Annotated in this window: 16 protein-coding genes and 1 pseudogene; 9 read left to right on the top strand and 8 right to left on the bottom strand. The window is 41.2% G+C overall.

What is annotated here, in order from left to right:
* The first annotated feature begins 9 nt into the window (after nucleotides 1-9).
* The 9 genes and pseudogenes from IPL35_07575 (at nucleotide 10) to IPL35_07535 (ending at nucleotide 9242) form a co-directional block, all read left to right on the top strand.
* Nucleotides 10-630 carry a TetR/AcrR family transcriptional regulator gene (locus tag IPL35_07575; GenBank protein MBK8443267.1) on the top strand — a complete coding sequence of 207 codons (621 nt, stop codon included), beginning with the start codon at nucleotides 10-12 and terminating at the stop codon, nucleotides 628-630.
* Between the two features lie 134 nt (nucleotides 631-764).
* Nucleotides 765-2030 (top strand): TolC family protein, encoded by a 1266-nt coding sequence (locus IPL35_07570; protein MBK8443266.1) that lies wholly within the window; start codon nucleotides 765-767, stop codon nucleotides 2028-2030.
* Nucleotides 2031-2057: 27 nt separating this feature from the next.
* Nucleotides 2058-3050: an efflux RND transporter periplasmic adaptor subunit gene (locus tag IPL35_07565; GenBank protein ID MBK8443265.1), complete on the top strand. Its 993-nt coding sequence runs from the start codon at nucleotides 2058-2060 to the stop codon at nucleotides 3048-3050.
* Nucleotides 3051-3052: 2 nt separating this feature from the next.
* Nucleotides 3053-3985, top strand: a complete 933-nt coding sequence (locus IPL35_07560; protein ID MBK8443264.1) for an ABC transporter ATP-binding protein — start codon at nucleotides 3053-3055, stop codon at nucleotides 3983-3985.
* Nucleotides 3986-3991: 6 nt separating this feature from the next.
* Nucleotides 3992-4738, top strand: a complete 747-nt coding sequence (locus IPL35_07555; GenBank protein ID MBK8443263.1) for an ABC transporter ATP-binding protein — start codon at nucleotides 3992-3994, stop codon at nucleotides 4736-4738.
* 72 nt (nucleotides 4739-4810) lie between these two features.
* A complete protein-coding gene (locus tag IPL35_07550) occupies nucleotides 4811-5938 on the top strand; it encodes an ABC transporter permease (GenBank protein MBK8443262.1) in 1128 nt (375 codons plus the stop codon).
* Nucleotides 5938-7058 (top strand): annotated as a pseudogene (locus IPL35_07545) (ABC transporter permease). Before IPL35_07550 ends, IPL35_07545 begins: the two are co-directional and overlap by 1 nt.
* Nucleotides 7059-7183: 125 nt before the next feature.
* The gene (locus IPL35_07540) at nucleotides 7184-8464 is read left to right on the top strand and encodes an insulinase family protein (protein ID MBK8443261.1); all 1281 of its coding nucleotides are present in this window, start codon (nucleotides 7184-7186) and stop codon (nucleotides 8462-8464) included.
* 394 nt (nucleotides 8465-8858) lie between these two features.
* On the top strand, nucleotides 8859-9242 hold the full coding sequence (locus IPL35_07535) for a methylglyoxal synthase (protein MBK8443260.1): 384 nt from the start codon (nucleotides 8859-8861) through the stop codon (nucleotides 9240-9242).
* Between the two features lie 323 nt (nucleotides 9243-9565).
* Here the strand turns inward: IPL35_07535 and IPL35_07530 are convergent, their stop codons facing one another.
* The 8 genes from IPL35_07530 to IPL35_07495 form a co-directional block, all read right to left on the bottom strand.
* Nucleotides 9566-10120 (bottom strand): hypothetical protein, encoded by a 555-nt coding sequence (locus IPL35_07530; protein ID MBK8443259.1) that lies wholly within the window; start codon nucleotides 10118-10120, stop codon nucleotides 9566-9568.
* On the bottom strand, nucleotides 10089-10607 hold the full coding sequence (locus IPL35_07525) for an IS630 family transposase (protein MBK8443258.1): 519 nt from the start codon (nucleotides 10605-10607) through the stop codon (nucleotides 10089-10091). Before IPL35_07525 ends, IPL35_07530 begins: the two co-directional genes overlap by 32 nt.
* Nucleotides 10608-10642: 35 nt before the next feature.
* Nucleotides 10643-11140 carry a helix-turn-helix domain-containing protein gene (locus IPL35_07520; protein MBK8443257.1) on the bottom strand — a complete coding sequence of 166 codons (498 nt, stop codon included), beginning with the start codon at nucleotides 11138-11140 and terminating at the stop codon, nucleotides 10643-10645.
* An 11-nt stretch (nucleotides 11141-11151) separates the two neighbouring features.
* Nucleotides 11152-11313 carry a hypothetical protein gene (locus IPL35_07515; protein MBK8443256.1) on the bottom strand — a complete coding sequence of 54 codons (162 nt, stop codon included), beginning with the start codon at nucleotides 11311-11313 and terminating at the stop codon, nucleotides 11152-11154.
* 139 nt (nucleotides 11314-11452) lie between these two features.
* Nucleotides 11453-11884: a TSUP family transporter gene (locus IPL35_07510; protein ID MBK8443255.1), complete on the bottom strand. Its 432-nt coding sequence runs from the start codon at nucleotides 11882-11884 to the stop codon at nucleotides 11453-11455.
* Between the two features lie 2 nt (nucleotides 11885-11886).
* Nucleotides 11887-12231 (bottom strand): sulfite exporter TauE/SafE family protein, encoded by a 345-nt coding sequence (locus IPL35_07505; protein MBK8443254.1) that lies wholly within the window; start codon nucleotides 12229-12231, stop codon nucleotides 11887-11889.
* A gap of 11 nt (nucleotides 12232-12242) precedes the next feature.
* Nucleotides 12243-13022, bottom strand: a complete 780-nt coding sequence (locus tag IPL35_07500) for a hypothetical protein (GenBank protein ID MBK8443253.1) — start codon at nucleotides 13020-13022, stop codon at nucleotides 12243-12245.
* Between the two features lie 779 nt (nucleotides 13023-13801).
* Nucleotides 13802-14980 carry a GNAT family N-acetyltransferase gene (locus IPL35_07495; protein ID MBK8443252.1) on the bottom strand — a complete coding sequence of 393 codons (1179 nt, stop codon included), beginning with the start codon at nucleotides 14978-14980 and terminating at the stop codon, nucleotides 13802-13804.
* Nucleotides 14981-15546: the final 566 nt, after the last annotated feature.

Here is a 15546-nt window from a genome sequence, read left to right as displayed (position 1 = left end):
TGAGTCGTTATGACTATTTCTGAATTAGATACCGAGCAAAAAATAAAAGAAGCGGCGCGAAAAATTTTTCACGAAAAAGGATTTGATGCCACCAAAACCCGCGATATTGCACAAGCGGCAGGCATTAATTTGGCTTTACTGAATTATTATTTTCGCAGCAAAAAGAAACTATACGATATTATTATGCTCGAAACCCTCAACAGTTTCTTTGGTTCTTTACTGCTGATTTTAAATGACGGAAATACTGACTTCCATCAAAAACTCTCCCGCATCGTAGAGCATTATATTGATTCTTTTTCTGCCAACCCCGACATTCCTTTATTTATCATCTCCGAAGCCAAAAATAACTCGAAGGAGTTCCTTGCTAAACTGAATATAGCCGGTAAAATCGCCGAAACCTTATTTGTACGACAATTTGCTGCCGCCGTGCAGGTGGGTATAATGCATCAAAATATACAGCCTTTACATTTTTTGTTGAATTTGGCGGGAATGGTGGTATTTCCGTTTGTGGCACGCCCTGTGTTCATCGGTGCTAATATCTGCAATACTGCTGATTTTAAAAAGTTGATGCAGGAGCGCAAGCAACTTATCCCGCAGTGGATAGCCACTTTGCTGGCAGCAACAAACTGATTTTTTTGTTGCCATTTTAAACAGATGATTAAAACAATAGAATAAAAAATATGATGCACAATTCATTTATTTATCAATATGGTATAGTATGGTGGCGAACATTCACCGCTTGGTCGGGACATTATCGCAGTATAATGCTGCTGCTGCTGCCGTTATTAATATTGCAAAAGGCAACGGGGCAGGAGATGGGGAGTACACAACTTACCTTGGAGCAATGCTACACGTTAGCCGAAAATAATTATCCGCTTATCCGTCAGATTGAACTATTGGAAAACACCAAAAATTATAGTTTGGAAAATGCCGCCAAAGGAAATTTTCCGCAATTCAATATAGCCGGACAAGCCACTTATCAGTCAGAAGTAACGAGTATTCCTATTAGCTTGCCCGGAATGCAAATAGAGGGGTTGAGCAAAGACCAATATAAATTATATGCCGAAATATATCAGCCGCTTACCGAAAAGAACAATGTGCACCAACAAAAAGAGAGCATCAAAGCCAATACCGCCGCCGAACAACAAAAGGTGCGCGTAGAACTGCACAAACTCAAAGACCGTATCAGTCAGTTGTTTTTTGGAGTGTTGCTGGCAGATGCACAAATGGAGCAAGCCCGTCTTTCGGCGAGCGACCTGCAAGCCAATCTCAAAAAAATAAACGCCGCCGTGAGCAATGGAACAGCTACACAAATGAATGCCGACCTGCTGCGTGCCGAATTGCTGAAAATAGACCAGCGCATTATTGAATTGCAAGCCAACCGCAAGAGTGCCGCCGATGTGCTGGAAATTTTCATACAGCAAAGCATCAACGACAGCACCGTTTTTGTAAAGACTTCGCCCGAAGAAATAAATACTACTGCTTTTTTTATGAAACGACCCGAAATGTCGCTTTATGCCTTACAAAAAAGCATCATTGACGTGCAATTGCAGCAAATCAAAAACCGCTACATACCCAAAGTAGGCTTATTTCTGCAAGGAGGTTTGGGCAGACCCGCCCTCAATATGCTCAACAATGATATGAGTGCTTACTACATCGGCGGCTTGCGCCTGAATTGGAACTTGAGTGCGTGGTACACTGCCAAAAACGACAAGGCTATTTTGCAAAGCAATGCACAAGCTATTGAATTGCAACAATCAACTTTTTTGCTCAATACACAAGTCGTTGCCCAACAGCAATACAACGAAATTGTTAAGTACCAAAACCTCATTAATAGCGACCAAGAAGCCATTGATTTGCGCCAAAAAATAAAACAAACTGCCGCCGCACAATTAGAAAACGGCATCATCACTTCTTTAGATTATATCACCTACCTGAATGCGGAAGAGCAAGTTAAACAAAATTTGCTATTGCATCAAATTCAATTGTTAATGGCAATACAAAACCTTAAGAATACCAAAGGCGAATAACATTTTTTTAAAAAATACATCAATTTTATGAAAACAATATACCTTTTTTTGATGGCGTGCGCGATATTGCTCACCCAAGTTTCGTGTAAAAAAGAAAAAGCACAGTTTGATGCTTCGGGAACTTTTGAGGCAGATGAAATAATGGTAAGTGCCGAGCAAAGCGGTAAAATAATCGCCCTGAATATTGAAGAAGGACAAACGCTGCCTGCCGATACCATTATAGGAGCGATAGATGTGACGGGATTGCAGGTACAAAAAGAGCAAACCAAAGCTGCCGTCAATGCCATTAAAAACAAAACCAACCAAGCTGCCCCGCAAATTGCTGTGTTGGAATCGCAAATAGCTACGCAAAAGGCACAAATTGCTACTTTGAACCAACAATTGGCGGTGTTGGAAAAAGAAATCCGCCGCACCCAAAATTTGGTCAATGCCGATGCCGTGCCGCGCAAACAATTAGACGACCTCAACGGGCAGCAAGCGGTATTGCAAAAACAAATTGCGGCGGCGCAGGAGCAAATAAAAGTACTCAATACCCAAATTTCTGCCGCCAAAGACAATGTATCCTTACAAAATAGGGGAATTTTGAGCGAAATAGAGCCCACCGAAAAGAAAATCGCCGTCATTGATGAGCAAATCGGCAGAGGACTGATAAAAAATCCGCACGCCGGCACCGTGTTGGCACAATATGCCCGCTCCGGCGAATTTGCCACACTCGGCAAAGCACTCTATAAAATCGCCGACCTGTCCACGATAACCCTGCGGGCATACATCAGCGGCAGCCAGTTACCCACTGTACGCCTCCACCAAAAAGTAGAAGTACTCACAGACGATGGCAACGGCGGCTACAAAAGCACCGAAGGCATCATTACGTGGATAAGCAGCAAAGCCGAATTTACCCCAAAAACCATACAAACCAAAGAAGAACGCGCCAATTTGGTATATGCCGTGAAAATAGCCGTAAAAAATGACGGCTACTATAAAATAGGAATGTATGGCGAAATAAAACTGAAACAGGAATAAGAATGGCAAGCGATGTATTGTTGGAAAATATTTCCAAAACTTACCCCAAAAACCAAACGGCAGCCGTGCGCAACATCTCTTTTTCGGTAGAAAAAGGAGAATTGTTTGGGCTGATAGGACCTGACGGAGCAGGCAAAAGCACTTTGTTTCGCATACTCACCACTTTGCTGCTGCCGGATAGCGGTAAAGCCATCGTGAACGGCTCCGATGTGGTGAAAGATTATAAAGCCATACGCAAAAAAGTAGGGTATATGCCGGGCAAATTTTCTTTGTACCAAGATTTGACCGTGGAAGAAAATTTAAACTTCTTTGCCACTGTTTTCAATACGAGTGTAGAAAAAAACTACGACCTTATCCGCGATATTTATGTGCAGATAGAGCCTTTTAAAAAAAGAAAAGCTGGTAAATTGTCGGGCGGTATGAAACAAAAACTTGCCTTGTGTTGCGCCTTGATTCATCGCCCCGAAGTGCTGTTTTTAGACGAACCCACCACCGGTGTAGATACTGTAAGCCGCAAGGAATTTTGGGAAATGCTGCAACACATTCGGCAAGAGGGAATTACAACTTTGGTTTCTACACCTTATATGGACGAGGCGAGCTTGTGCGAGCGCATCGCTCTAATTCAAAGCGGCGATATTTTGAAAGTAAATACACCTGCCGCTATCGTAGCTGGTTTTTCTCGTCCTTTATTTGCTATCAAAAGCAAGGATATGAGTGCTTTGCTGAAGTATTTAAAAAGCAATCCCTCTATTTACAGTGCTTTTTCTTTCGGCGAACACCACCATATCACTTTTGCCGACTCTACCACGCCTCATCAACTATTGCAACTGTTAGAAAATGAAGGAATCCGAGAGGCTGAAATACAAGCCATATCTGCCGGCATTGAGGATTGTTTTATTGAGTTAATGCTCCATTCGCAAACATCTGATTTATAAATAATTATGAACACAGCATCTATCGTTATTCAAACGGAAAAACTCACCAAACAATTCGGTGATTTTATTGCCACCAACGAAATCACTTTTGAAGTATATGCGGGCGAAATTTTTGGTTTTTTGGGAGCGAATGGTGCAGGCAAAACCACCGCGATGAAGATGCTCTGCGGCTTGTCGAAGCCCACGCGCGGCAATGCCACTATTGCGGGCTTTGACATTTATACCCAAACCGAGCAGATTAAAAAAAATATTGGCTATATGAGTCAGAAGTTTTCTTTGTACGAAGATTTGACGGTATTAGAAAATATACAATTTTTCGGCGGCATTTACGGATTATCTGATGCGCAAATCAAAAGCAAAAGCCAAATGCTGATTGAAAAACTCAACTTGCAGCCGCACGCCAAAAAATTGGTGGGTTCGCTGCCCCTGGGCTGGAAACAAAAAATGGCTTTTTCGGTGGCTGTTTTGCACGACCCCGCCATTGTTTTTTTAGACGAACCTACCGGCGGTGTAGATCCCATCACACGCCGTCAGTTTTGGGATTTGATTTACGAAGCCGCCGACAATGGCATCACTATTTTTGTCACCACGCACTATATGGACGAAGCCGAATATTGTCATCGTATTTCTATGATGGTAGATGGTGAAATAAAAGCGTTGGATACACCCACACAACTCAAAAAACAGTTCAACGCCGCCACTATGGACGATGTGTTTTATCAGTTGGCACGCGGCGCAAAACGGGGAGAGTAGTATTTTTTTTCGCTAAAATACACCACCTGCATATTTTATTATTCATCATCAGCAAAAAAAACAACCACTTTTATGGCTGCTTCATCTTGGCTCAATCACCCTTTTTTCGCTTTTATCCGAAAAGAATTTTATCATGTATTTCGGGATAATAAAACGCTTTTGATGCTGTTTGGTATTCCGATAGTACAAATTGTGTTGTTCGGATTTGCTCTGACCAATGAAATAAAAAATTCAAAAATTGCCGTTTTTGATGCAGCAAAAGATGCCGCTTCTCAAAAAATTATCCATCGCTTGGAGGTGAACAAGAGTTTTGAGGTAGCGAGCTATTTGCACAGTGCCGCCGATATTGAACCTGCTTTCAAAACAGGAAAAATAAAAGTAGTGGTGGTTTTTCCAGACAATTTTAATAATGATCTTTTGTACCGGAATAAAGCACAAGTGCAGATTATCAGCGATGCTTCTGACCCCAACACCGCCAATACCTTGACCAATTACATCAACAATATCATTGCCGACTATCAGCGCGAATTGCAGGGGGCTGCTGTCGTTCCTTATCAAATACAGCCCGAAATCCGTATGCTCTACAATCCCGAACTCAAAGGGGCTACCAACTTTGTACCCGGTGTGATGACATTGGTGCTGCTGCTGATATGTGTGCTGATGACATCTGTTTCTATTGTACGCGAAAAAGAGTTGGGTACGATGGAAGTATTGTTAGTGTCGCCGATGCCTCCTTTGCTCATCATTATCGCCAAAGCTATTCCGTATTTTTTTCTGTCGCTTATCAACCTCACCGTTATTGTTTTGATGAGTATTTTTTTATTGGATATGCCATTCAACGGCTCTATGCCGCTTTTATATGCGGTGAGCAGCGTGTTGATTTTGTGTGCTTTGTCTTTGGGTTTGCTGATTTCCAACTCCACCGGCTCGCAGCAGGCAGCTATGCTCTTGTCGCTGATGGGTATGTTGTTGCCGGTTTTGTTGTTTACAGGCTTTTTGTTTCCTTTGGAAAATATGCCTTTGCCTTTGCAAATTGCGGCTAATATAGTTCCATCAAAATGGTATTATATCATCGTAAAATCGGTTATGATAAAAGGCTTGGGCATTGCTGCTATCTGGAAAGAAGTGGCAGTGTTGATAATAATGACTTTCTTTTTTTTAGCCTTGAGTTTGAAAAAATTTAATATCAGATTGCAATAATGAGAACTTTAAAGTTTATACTGATAAAAGAGTTTAAACAAATATTTCGCAATAAATCGCTGTTGCCGATGATATTTGTAATGCCCATAGTGCAGTTGTTGGTAATGCCGATGGCGGCAGATTTTGAGATAAAAAACATCAATATTTCGGTGGTAGATAAAGACCATTCCACTTATTCGCAGCAGTTGGTGTCCAATATTACGGCTTCGGGCTATTTTCGTTTGGTGAGTTTTGGCAACAGCTACGATGCTGCTTTGCAGGAGATAGAGTGCGATGCCGCTGATTTGATTATAGAAATACCTCCTGACTTCGAGGAGCATTTTATCAAAGAGCAAAAGTCGCAGTTGTTTGTAGCCGTAAATGCCATCAACGGCACCAAAGCCACCGTAGGGAGCAACTACTTAATGAGCATCATCGCCAACTTCAATGCCGACCTGCGCATCAAACTCCTGCCTACCGCCGTCAGCAGTTCTGTGTCCGTCATCACGCCGGTTTCCAACTTTTGGTACAATCTGTATCTCAACTACAAATTATTTATGGTGCAGGGAATTTTGGTTTCTTTGGTAACTATGGTGGGCGTGTATATGTGCTCGTTGAATATTGTAAAAGAAAAAGAAATAGGAACGATAGAGCAAATTAATGTAACTCCCATCAAAAACATCAATTTATCATCGGCAAACTGCTTCCTTTTTGGCTGATTGGTGTTTTTGTTTTTTCGGTGGGATTATTCGGGGTGGCTCGCTGGGTATATGGTATTGTGCCACAGGGCAATGTTGCGTTGTTGTACGGATTTTTGAGTATATTCCTGATAGCCTTGTTGGGTTTGGGGCTGCTCATTTCCACCATTTCTGCCACTCAGCAGCAAGCCATGAGCGTAGCTTTCTTTTTTATGATGATATTTATGCTGATGAGCGGATTATTTACGCCCTTAGACAGTATGCCCGATTGGGCAAAAACAATGGCGCAGTTCAATCCGGTTACACATTTTATACAGGTGATGCGTATGGTGGTGCTCAAAGGAAGCGGCTTTGCCGACATACAGCAACATTATATGGTAGTGACACTTATGGCAATATGCACCAATACGCTGGCAATCTGGAACTACAGAAAAACAAATTGATGCAAAAATCAATTCTTGTATTTTAATTGCAGATTCAACAGGACTGCGGTTTTCTATGTTGGTATCATAGAAAGAATATGTACTTTTGAGGCTCTTTTTATAAAAAAAACATTTCTTTTTTTTCAGTGCATATACATTTTCATCGTCATGTTTTATCCAATGGCTTGCGCCTGCTCATTCACGCCGATGCTACTACTCAAATGGTGGCTTTCAATGTATTGTACGATGTAGGCTCAAAAGACGAAAACCACGAGCGCACCGGCTTGGCGCACCTTTTGGAGCATCTGATGTTTGAAGGCAGCCGCCACATTCCCGATTTTGATACGCCACTCCAGCAAGCCGGCGGCGAAAACAATGCTTTTACCAACAGCGACTATACCAACTACTACGAAGTATTGCCCGCCAACAACCTCGAAACCGCCTTTTGGCTTGAAAGCGACCGCATGACGCAGTTGCACCTCAACGAAGAAGGTTTGGAAGTACAGAAAAAGGTAATATTGGAAGAATTTAACGAAGAATGTTTGCAAAAGCCCTATGGCGATGTATGGCATCATCTCAAAGCATTGGCATATCAGCAGCATCCTTACCGTTTTCCGGTCATTGGCAAAGAACCCGCTCACATTACCGCCATTCAGCTGCCCGAAGTGGAGGAATTTTATCGCCGCTATTATCAGCCTGCCAACGCCATTATTGTAGTGGCGGGCAATGTGCAACACGATGATGTGTTGCAGTTGGCAGAAAAATGGTTTGGCGATATACCTTCTGTGCCGCGCCCGCCGCGCACCTACCTGCCCGAGCCGCCCCAAAATGAATATCGCCTCAAAATATTGCCCGCGCCCACGCCCGTAGAAGTGATTTTTATGGCTTTTAAAACGCCGCCGCACCAGCACCCCGACTTTTTGGTATGCGACCTCCTCGCCGATATGCTCTGTGCTGGCAAATCTTCGCCTTTGCAGCAGCAGTTGGTGGAGCAGCAAGCCATTTTCAGCAGTTTGGATATTTATTTAAGCGATGAAGTAGAAGAGGGCTTGTGGATAATAGAAGGAAAAGTGCTGCCGCACCATACGGCGGTGGCAGCAGAGCAGGCGATATGGCGGGCTTTGGAGCAATGGAAACAACAAGGAATGAATGCTGCCGCCCTCGAAAAGACACTCAACCGAACCGAAGCACAAATTCATTTCACTGATGTCAGTATTTTGAGCCGTGCTACCAATTTAGCCTTTTACGAACTCTGTGGCGATGCCGCCGCCATCAACGAAGAAGTGGCACGCTACCGCAATATCAGCAGCGATGACCTTTTGCGCGTAGCTGCTGCCCTGTTGCAACCCACTCAATGCTCGGTGCTGCGCTATGAGCATACTCCGGCGGCGAACCAACCAAAGCGAAAAAAAATATCGGAAATATAGTATGAAAAAATATACACTTTATGGATAATTATACTATTTGCACGGAATGTTGTTGAGAAAATAAAATACCAAAAACTATTTTTTAAAATCAATTTTGATTGCTATCATACCTATGATGTATTAAATAGTCTCTTTTTAGCAAACTTGGCATAAATATTGGCAGATACAAGTGCAGCAAGTGAAAATAATGCAATATAAGGAGATACACTTTTAATGGATTAGTTTATAGAGTATGATTGGCAGGTAAGAGTAATCCCCTCATAGCTTTTTCTGACAGCCTTTCTACAAACATTTTTACTAAAGTACGAGTCGCTTCGCCGGAAGGTGTAGCGACTTTTTATTTTTTTGCGCTTAAAAAAATATAATTTTACCATTCATATAAAAACACAGCATGATGAAGATTGCTATTATCGCACACGACGGCAAAAAAGCACAAATGGTTTCTTTTTTAATGGAGCATCGCGAGTTGCTGCGCAATATAGAATTAGTGGCTACCGGCACTACGGGCGGCTATGTAGAGCGCGCCGGACTGAAAGTAGAAAAAATGTTGTCGGGTCCCTTGGGCGGCGATGCACAAATAGCGGCACTCACCGCCGAAAAGAAAATAGATATGGTTATTTTTTTTAGAGACCCCCTTGACCGCCACCCCCACGAGCCAGATGTACAAATGCTGATGCGCCTTTGTGATGTACACAATATCCCTTTGGCAACCAACCCCGCTACTGCCGAGTTGCTCATCAAAGGAAAATTATTTGAAACCCTCCACGAGAAGAAATAAAACCCCACCCAACTATACGACAGTTTTTTGAGGATAAGAAAAACAACACGACAACCTAAAAAAGCGCGAAAGTGCAAAGCTATTTCAGGATTTGGCTGTTTTTACCTGTTTTGTACCTAATTTTTGGGTCGGTAGTGTTTTTTGGGGTGAGGTGCGCTGCTCCGCCCAAAAACAGGCAGCTGCGAGTAGCTATTTTTTCAAAAATTCCTTATATATAAGGGCAATATAAATAACTCTAACTATATACATTTATTGTCTGAGGGGGTAGGCGAGGGGTAGGGGGGGGTACTTCCGAAGTACCCCCTACCTATAAGTACCCCCCCCTACCTATATAAGTACCCCCCCCTACCTCTGAACTCGGCTAACTCACCTCCGAACTCGGCTAACTGACCTCTGAACTCGGTTAACTTACCTCTGAACTCCGCTAACTTACTTCTGAACTCGGTTAACTTACTTCTGAACTCGGCTAACTCACCTCTGAACTCGGCTAACTCACCTCTGAACTCGGCTAACTTACTTCTGAACTCGGCTAACTTACTTCTGAACTCGGCTAACTTACTTCTGAACTCGGCTAACTTACTTCTGAACTCGGCTAACTTACTTCTGAACTCGGCTAACTTACTTCTGAACTCGGCTAACTTACTTCTGAACTCGGCTAACTTACTTCTGAACTCGGCTAACTTACTTCTGAACTCGGCTAACTTACTTCTGAACTCGGCTAACTTACTTCTGAACTCGGCTAACTGACCTCTGAACTCGGCTAACTGACCTCTGAACTCGGTTAACTTACTTCTGAACTCGGTTAACTTACTTCTGAACTCGGTTAGCTTATACCAAATATATGTACTAAATAGTCCAATCGAAATATTGAAAAACATAGTCAAAACTGCATATATTCTTAACCTCATTTGAAGTTAGATTTTGACAAGTTTTTGTAATAAAATCACTGACTTGATTTAAAGAACTGCATAAAATATTTGTAAATGATCGTTTAAATTTCCACCATACTTTTTCTGCAGGATTAAGTTCCGGCGAGTATGGAGGAAGAAAAATCATTCCTATATTTTCTGGAATATTTAGTTTTTTAGCCTTGTGAAAGGCAGCATTATCCAAGACTAAAATTTTATATTCCGATGGTCTATGTTTTGATAATTCATTCAGATAAACTTGAAAAGTTTGTGCATTGCATAAAGACATTTCCATCAAGAAATTATCCCCATCCAAAGGGGAAAATGAGCCAAAAAGATAGGTAGATTTAAAAACTTGATGGTAAGGACAGATAGGTTTTATTCCTTTTGAAGTAAGTATTTTCCCATTTCTTGTAAACATTCCAAATCTTGATTCATCTTGAAAATATAGATTCACTGTTTTGTATGGGAAACTTACTGAAAGTAAAAGGTTTATACACTTTTGATGGAAGTTTTTTTAAAAGCCTCCACTGCCTTTTCTTCTTTTTTGACATGACTTTTTCGGGCAACTTTTATTTTGGTATTAAAGTTTCGTTGTACATATTTTACCAAAGTAATATACTTCATATCTTTGTGTAATTCAGTATTTACCCAGTTTAGTAGTTCTGTATAACCTACAATTCCATTGCTGGGGTTGGTCAATAATTTTTCTAATTGCTCTCGTTCATTGTCCTTTATAATGGAAGGTTTAAAACCAATTCTTCCATGCTTTAAAAACGCATCTAAGCCTTCTTTTGCATAGATATTTCTCCATTTTAATACGGTGTTATGATTTATTCCTGTTAAATCAGAAACTTCTCTTTTTGAAATTCCGGTATGCTCATGCTTTTTTAACACAATAAGAATATTTATTCTTTTTGCAATAAGTGGAATACTACGCCTTTGTAAAGATTTAAGTTCTTTGATTTGAATAATTTTAGGAAAAGACATATATAAATATTTTATAGTTCAAAATTAATAAAAAATCCATTTCGCAAATATTGGACTATATCTGTTTTATAGATGGTATTACTTCTGAACTCGGTTAGCTTACTTCTGAACTCGGTTAGCTTACTTCTTTTAAACTTTGTCAAAGTGGTGGGCAACAAAAAAATCCTGCCCATCTTTTAATCCTAAAAATCAGGGTTCAGACAAAATAGAAGAGTAGTAAAAATTTTGATTTTTTGATGTTCGGATAAAAACTGTCGTATGATTTGAACCCCCAACTTAATGGCAATATAAATGATTTTTTTTAAAAACTATTTATAAAACCCCTATTGCCAAAAGCAGCGAAAAAAGTATCAACAATACTGCCTCAAGCGGTTGCAATAGATGAAGGCTCATCTTTTTTAAATAGTGATTTCCACAATAAGCACCGCCAAATGCTGCTATACGCGCCGTGAACAAATACATATAAGGTATATGATGATGATTGTCGAATACCCAACCGCTGTACGAAAGGAGGCGAGCCATATCAATACAGCAGGCAATGGCTACTCCGGTGGCAATAAAAGTTTCTTTGGAAAGTTGTAATTGCATCAGAAAAGCACTGCGCAAAGCCCCCTGCATACCCGATAAGCCGCCGAAAAAACCACTCAACAAACCGCCTGCGGGTAAGTAGCGAGCATTGAACTGCGGCGTATTGGGCAACATTTCCCACCATACAAAAAACAGCAGCACCGCCGCCACTACCAATTTTAAAAGAGTGACCGAAAAACGGCATCGCCCCAGTGGTAGCTATAAATCGGCGGCACAAACGACAATTTGCCCAGCAACCAAGCCCCTGCAAAAGAACCCACCACTGCCGTTATCCCAAAACGGCGCAACACTCCTGTATCAATGGCTTTGCCAACGAGAAAGAGTTTGAAAATATTGTTGAGAAAATGCACAATTGCAGTGACGGCGATGGCAATTTCGGCAGGAAAAAACAGTGTAAAAACAGGCAATAGCAGCGTACCCAAGCCAAACCCCGAAAAAAACGTAAGAGCTGAACCCGCAAACGCTGCTATTGCCAATATCAGATAAGAAGAGTAATCTGCCACTGCTTTGAGTGTTAGAAACCGATATAAAAACCTTTGTTTTGTTTAGCTAAATCTTTCATAAACTGCACCTCCGGTTTGGTGCTGCTCAAATTGCGGTAAGCTGCACCTACACCGATAGTATTGATTTTGCAGCGTCCGTTGTTCATCTTTTTTACGTCCATCAGGAGCGCATCGGTGGGGTCGGTGGGGCAATCTGTGCCTTTGCGGTAAGTGGGCAAACCATCGGATAGGAAAATGATGGTGTTGGCATTTTTGTAAGCATCGTGATTAAATACATGCTCGAATACAGCGCGCGGGGGCGTACAGTTGCGGGCGTAGAGCTTACTCACCTCATTATAAATGAGGTATTTATTTTCTTTATTAACCGATACCAATTTATTAAAGAAAGCTTGATAATCCTGTCCTTCGCCGGCTCCCTGCGGAAAAATCACAATATCCACATTAAAACTTTCGTCCATCGTAGCAATGAGCATTTTCAGTCCGGCTTTTACATTATCCAATTTTTCCGGCTCCGGCTCGTCGTCCATACTGCCTGATACATCAAGCATAATCACCAAATTTTTATCCAAGCTCAAACCCGCTGTTTTTTTCTTTTCCAATTGATTGATTTGGTCTTTCAAATCTAATATTTCTTCTTCCAAAGCAGAGGTGCTGGTAGGTGCGGGACTTGCCTGAATTTGATCCACTTTCTTTTTGAGGTCTTCGTTTTCTTTTTGGAGAATAGCGATGAGGTCGGTGGCAGATTTGTCGCCACTCACGCACTTTTTGAGTTGCTCCTCCAATTGTTTCACTTTTTCTTCGAGTTCTACGATTTGTTGGCGGAGGGGTTCGGTTTCGCGCCGCAGCTTTTCGCGCTCGGTTTCGCATTGGGCGAGTTGTTTTTGGTTTCCTCCATGTTTTATTCGTATCCTCCAACAACCTCAGCAAGCGCGAGCGTTCTTCTTCGCTTCGCTGCAATTGTATCTGCAACTCTTTGAGGCGTTTTTCCAATTCTTCCACCGCCAAATTGAGCGTTTGGGTGGTTTGGTCAAAATTATTAAATTTCTGCTTCAACTCTTCGTAGTCGTCTTTTGCTACGGTATTTTCTATTTTTTTTAAAGTTTCGTTCAGTTGCTTTTTTAATACATCAATATTCACCATTTGTGCTTTGAGGTTTTCCAATTCTTTCATCTTCAACAATTCATCGCGCAATTTGGTGTCTAATTTCGGAACGATAACAAACAATAAAATCATAGAACCCAACGTGCACGACAAAAAATCGAGCCACGAGATACTAAAAACTTGAATTTCACCTCTTCCCATGTGTTTCTTTACGATGTGTGTGTTTAATAAATTTTGGCTTCAAAAATCATGATTATTTTCAAATAAAAATAGCAAAGCGACTTTTATTTTACCAAAACGACAGAAAAACCCAAAAATTATAAAATGAAATAGCAGTTATCAGGTGTTTTTAGTACTTTCAGCCACACATAAAATACATACTATCCTGAGTGAGAATGTCCCAAAAACATTATTGCCTATCAATTGGTATTGGCTTGGTCTATTTCTTCTTCTTTAAAAGGGTGTCGCATCACCCAATCGTTGTTTTTAAGACGCTTAAATATGGCGGGCAAAAATGATAAATGAGCGGATTGACATACCAGGCGTAATTATTCATTGCTATCCCGTGCGCCCCCACCGAACTCTTCGGTTCCAATGCCGTTCTGCCAAAACCAATATGTTGCACTTGTCGTTCAATGGCTACGCGCACCACATCATACAATATATTTTGGTACAAAGCGTGGCTTTGGTTCATGCGCTCTTCAAAACCGATATAATGCGTTTCCAAAATGGTATCCGTAAAAAACATCGTGATAAAGCCCACTAATTGATTATCCAAAAAATAACCCCTTACTCCAAACACCGACCCCATTGCCCGCTTGAGTGTATAAAAATAGTGAGGCGGTACTGTTGCCAAATTAAACTCCGCTTTTTGGCTCACACTGTTGTACAAATCATATATTGCCTGCGCTTGCGCTTGCAGAAAGTCGGCATCTAAATCCCTGATTTCCAACGTTGCCCCTTTTTTAAGCAATTTTTTGGCACGCACCCTATACTTCGAACTCATCGCCCCCAAATAATCCTCAAACCGCTTCCAGCGTATATCCAACACCATAGAAGGGTCGGTTTCTACTTCTTTCAACTGAAAACGCTTCAATACCCGCGCATTTTCTTGGCTATGAGCATAAAAATCCTTCACCAAAATACCACTAAATGGCTGCTGTCGTTGAGCTTCTTGCCGTTGAATATGCCGAATTGCCTTGCCCAAAGCCTCATATCCCTGCTGCTCCAAAAGTTGTTCTCCGAAATAAAAACCATGCTCGCCCGTTGTCAAAGCATTACCGGCAATTAAAAAACGACCCGCATTTGCATTGAAATATTGTTTCATACGGCGTTTCCACACACAGTCCTGCTCATCTGTACGCAACGAATTGCGCAACATCAATATCTGAAAATAAGCCGCACCCGCAATTTTGCCGTTTTTATAAAAAATAACATACCGAAATTCCATGTCTTCGGCAGCAGCCCGCTCTATCGCCTCCAAATAAGTACCGCACAGCAACAATTGTCGTTGCCCCAACAAAGAATCCCATTGTTCTTTCACAGCCTCCAAACGCTCCGCCACTACCAAATCTATTTCTTTACATTTAACCCTTTCTGCTTTGGCTATATTTAAAGAACAACCTGATACAAAACCATTAATCAACATGTAAGTATATAATAGATAATCAACAAAACTCAATACTTCTTTATCTCACATCAACAGCCTATTGGCTTTTTGTTGCTGCACAAAAGTAAAAGTAATATAAAATCTGTGGAATATCAAATCACTGCTACCTGCCCTTCACTAATAAAAGTCCATTCCTCCGGCAATCAAAGCTATTGGAGATGATTATTGTAGAAAAAGAAAGTAAAAAAAGGAGTACATAAAACATTGAAAATCAGTCAAAAAAAAGTCATTTTAAAAAAACAATAAAAATAATTGCAAAAAAATTTGGAGAATAGAAAATAAGGTCATTATCTTTGCACTCGCTTTCAAGGAAAACAACGTTTCACAAAAAGGGCGTTGATAATAAAAAGGAAGCGAAAAGAGACCCCCTTCAGCGGAGCGGCGATGCGAGTTGCCCACCTCAGCGAGGAAGCGAAAAGAAGAATTGGGCTGCGAGATAAACAAGAGCAGTCGGGGTTGTGAAAAGTTCATTGACATACTGATAAAGGAAAACAAAGCAAAGGTTTTTAACTAGCGTAATTGTACGAATAACAAAAAGATTTTCG

The sequence above is a fragment of the Sphingobacteriales bacterium genome, assembly GCA_016711285.1.
GTDB lineage: Bacteria > Bacteroidota > Bacteroidia > Chitinophagales > UBA2359 > JADJTG01.
This window is presented reverse-complemented; position numbering and strand designations above follow the sequence as displayed.

What these genes read in the sequence shown, in the direction of transcription:
- IPL35_07575 (MBK8443267.1), top strand. Translation starts at nt 10, where the DNA reads ATGACTATTTCTGAATTAGATACCGAGCAAAAAATAAAAGAAGCGGCG.
- IPL35_07570 (MBK8443266.1), top strand. Translation starts at nt 765, where the DNA reads ATGCTGCTGCTGCTGCCGTTATTAATATTGCAAAAGGCAACGGGGCAG.
- IPL35_07565 (MBK8443265.1), top strand. Translation starts at nt 2,058, where the DNA reads ATGAAAACAATATACCTTTTTTTGATGGCGTGCGCGATATTGCTCACC.
- IPL35_07560 (MBK8443264.1), top strand. Translation starts at nt 3,053, where the DNA reads ATGGCAAGCGATGTATTGTTGGAAAATATTTCCAAAACTTACCCCAAA.
- IPL35_07555 (MBK8443263.1), top strand. Translation starts at nt 3,992, where the DNA reads ATGAACACAGCATCTATCGTTATTCAAACGGAAAAACTCACCAAACAA.
- IPL35_07550 (MBK8443262.1), top strand. Translation starts at nt 4,811, where the DNA reads ATGGCTGCTTCATCTTGGCTCAATCACCCTTTTTTCGCTTTTATCCGA.
- IPL35_07535 (MBK8443260.1), top strand. Translation starts at nt 8,859, where the DNA reads ATGAAGATTGCTATTATCGCACACGACGGCAAAAAAGCACAAATGGTT.
- IPL35_07530 (MBK8443259.1), bottom strand. Translation starts at nt 10,120, where the DNA reads ATGTTTTTCAATATTTCGATTGGACTATTTAGTACATATATTTGGTAT.
- IPL35_07520 (MBK8443257.1), bottom strand. Translation starts at nt 11,140, where the DNA reads ATGTCTTTTCCTAAAATTATTCAAATCAAAGAACTTAAATCTTTACAA.
- IPL35_07515 (MBK8443256.1), bottom strand. Translation starts at nt 11,313, where the DNA reads ATGGGCAGGATTTTTTTGTTGCCCACCACTTTGACAAAGTTTAAAAGA.
- IPL35_07495 (MBK8443252.1), bottom strand. Translation starts at nt 14,980, where the DNA reads ATGTTGATTAATGGTTTTGTATCAGGTTGTTCTTTAAATATAGCCAAA.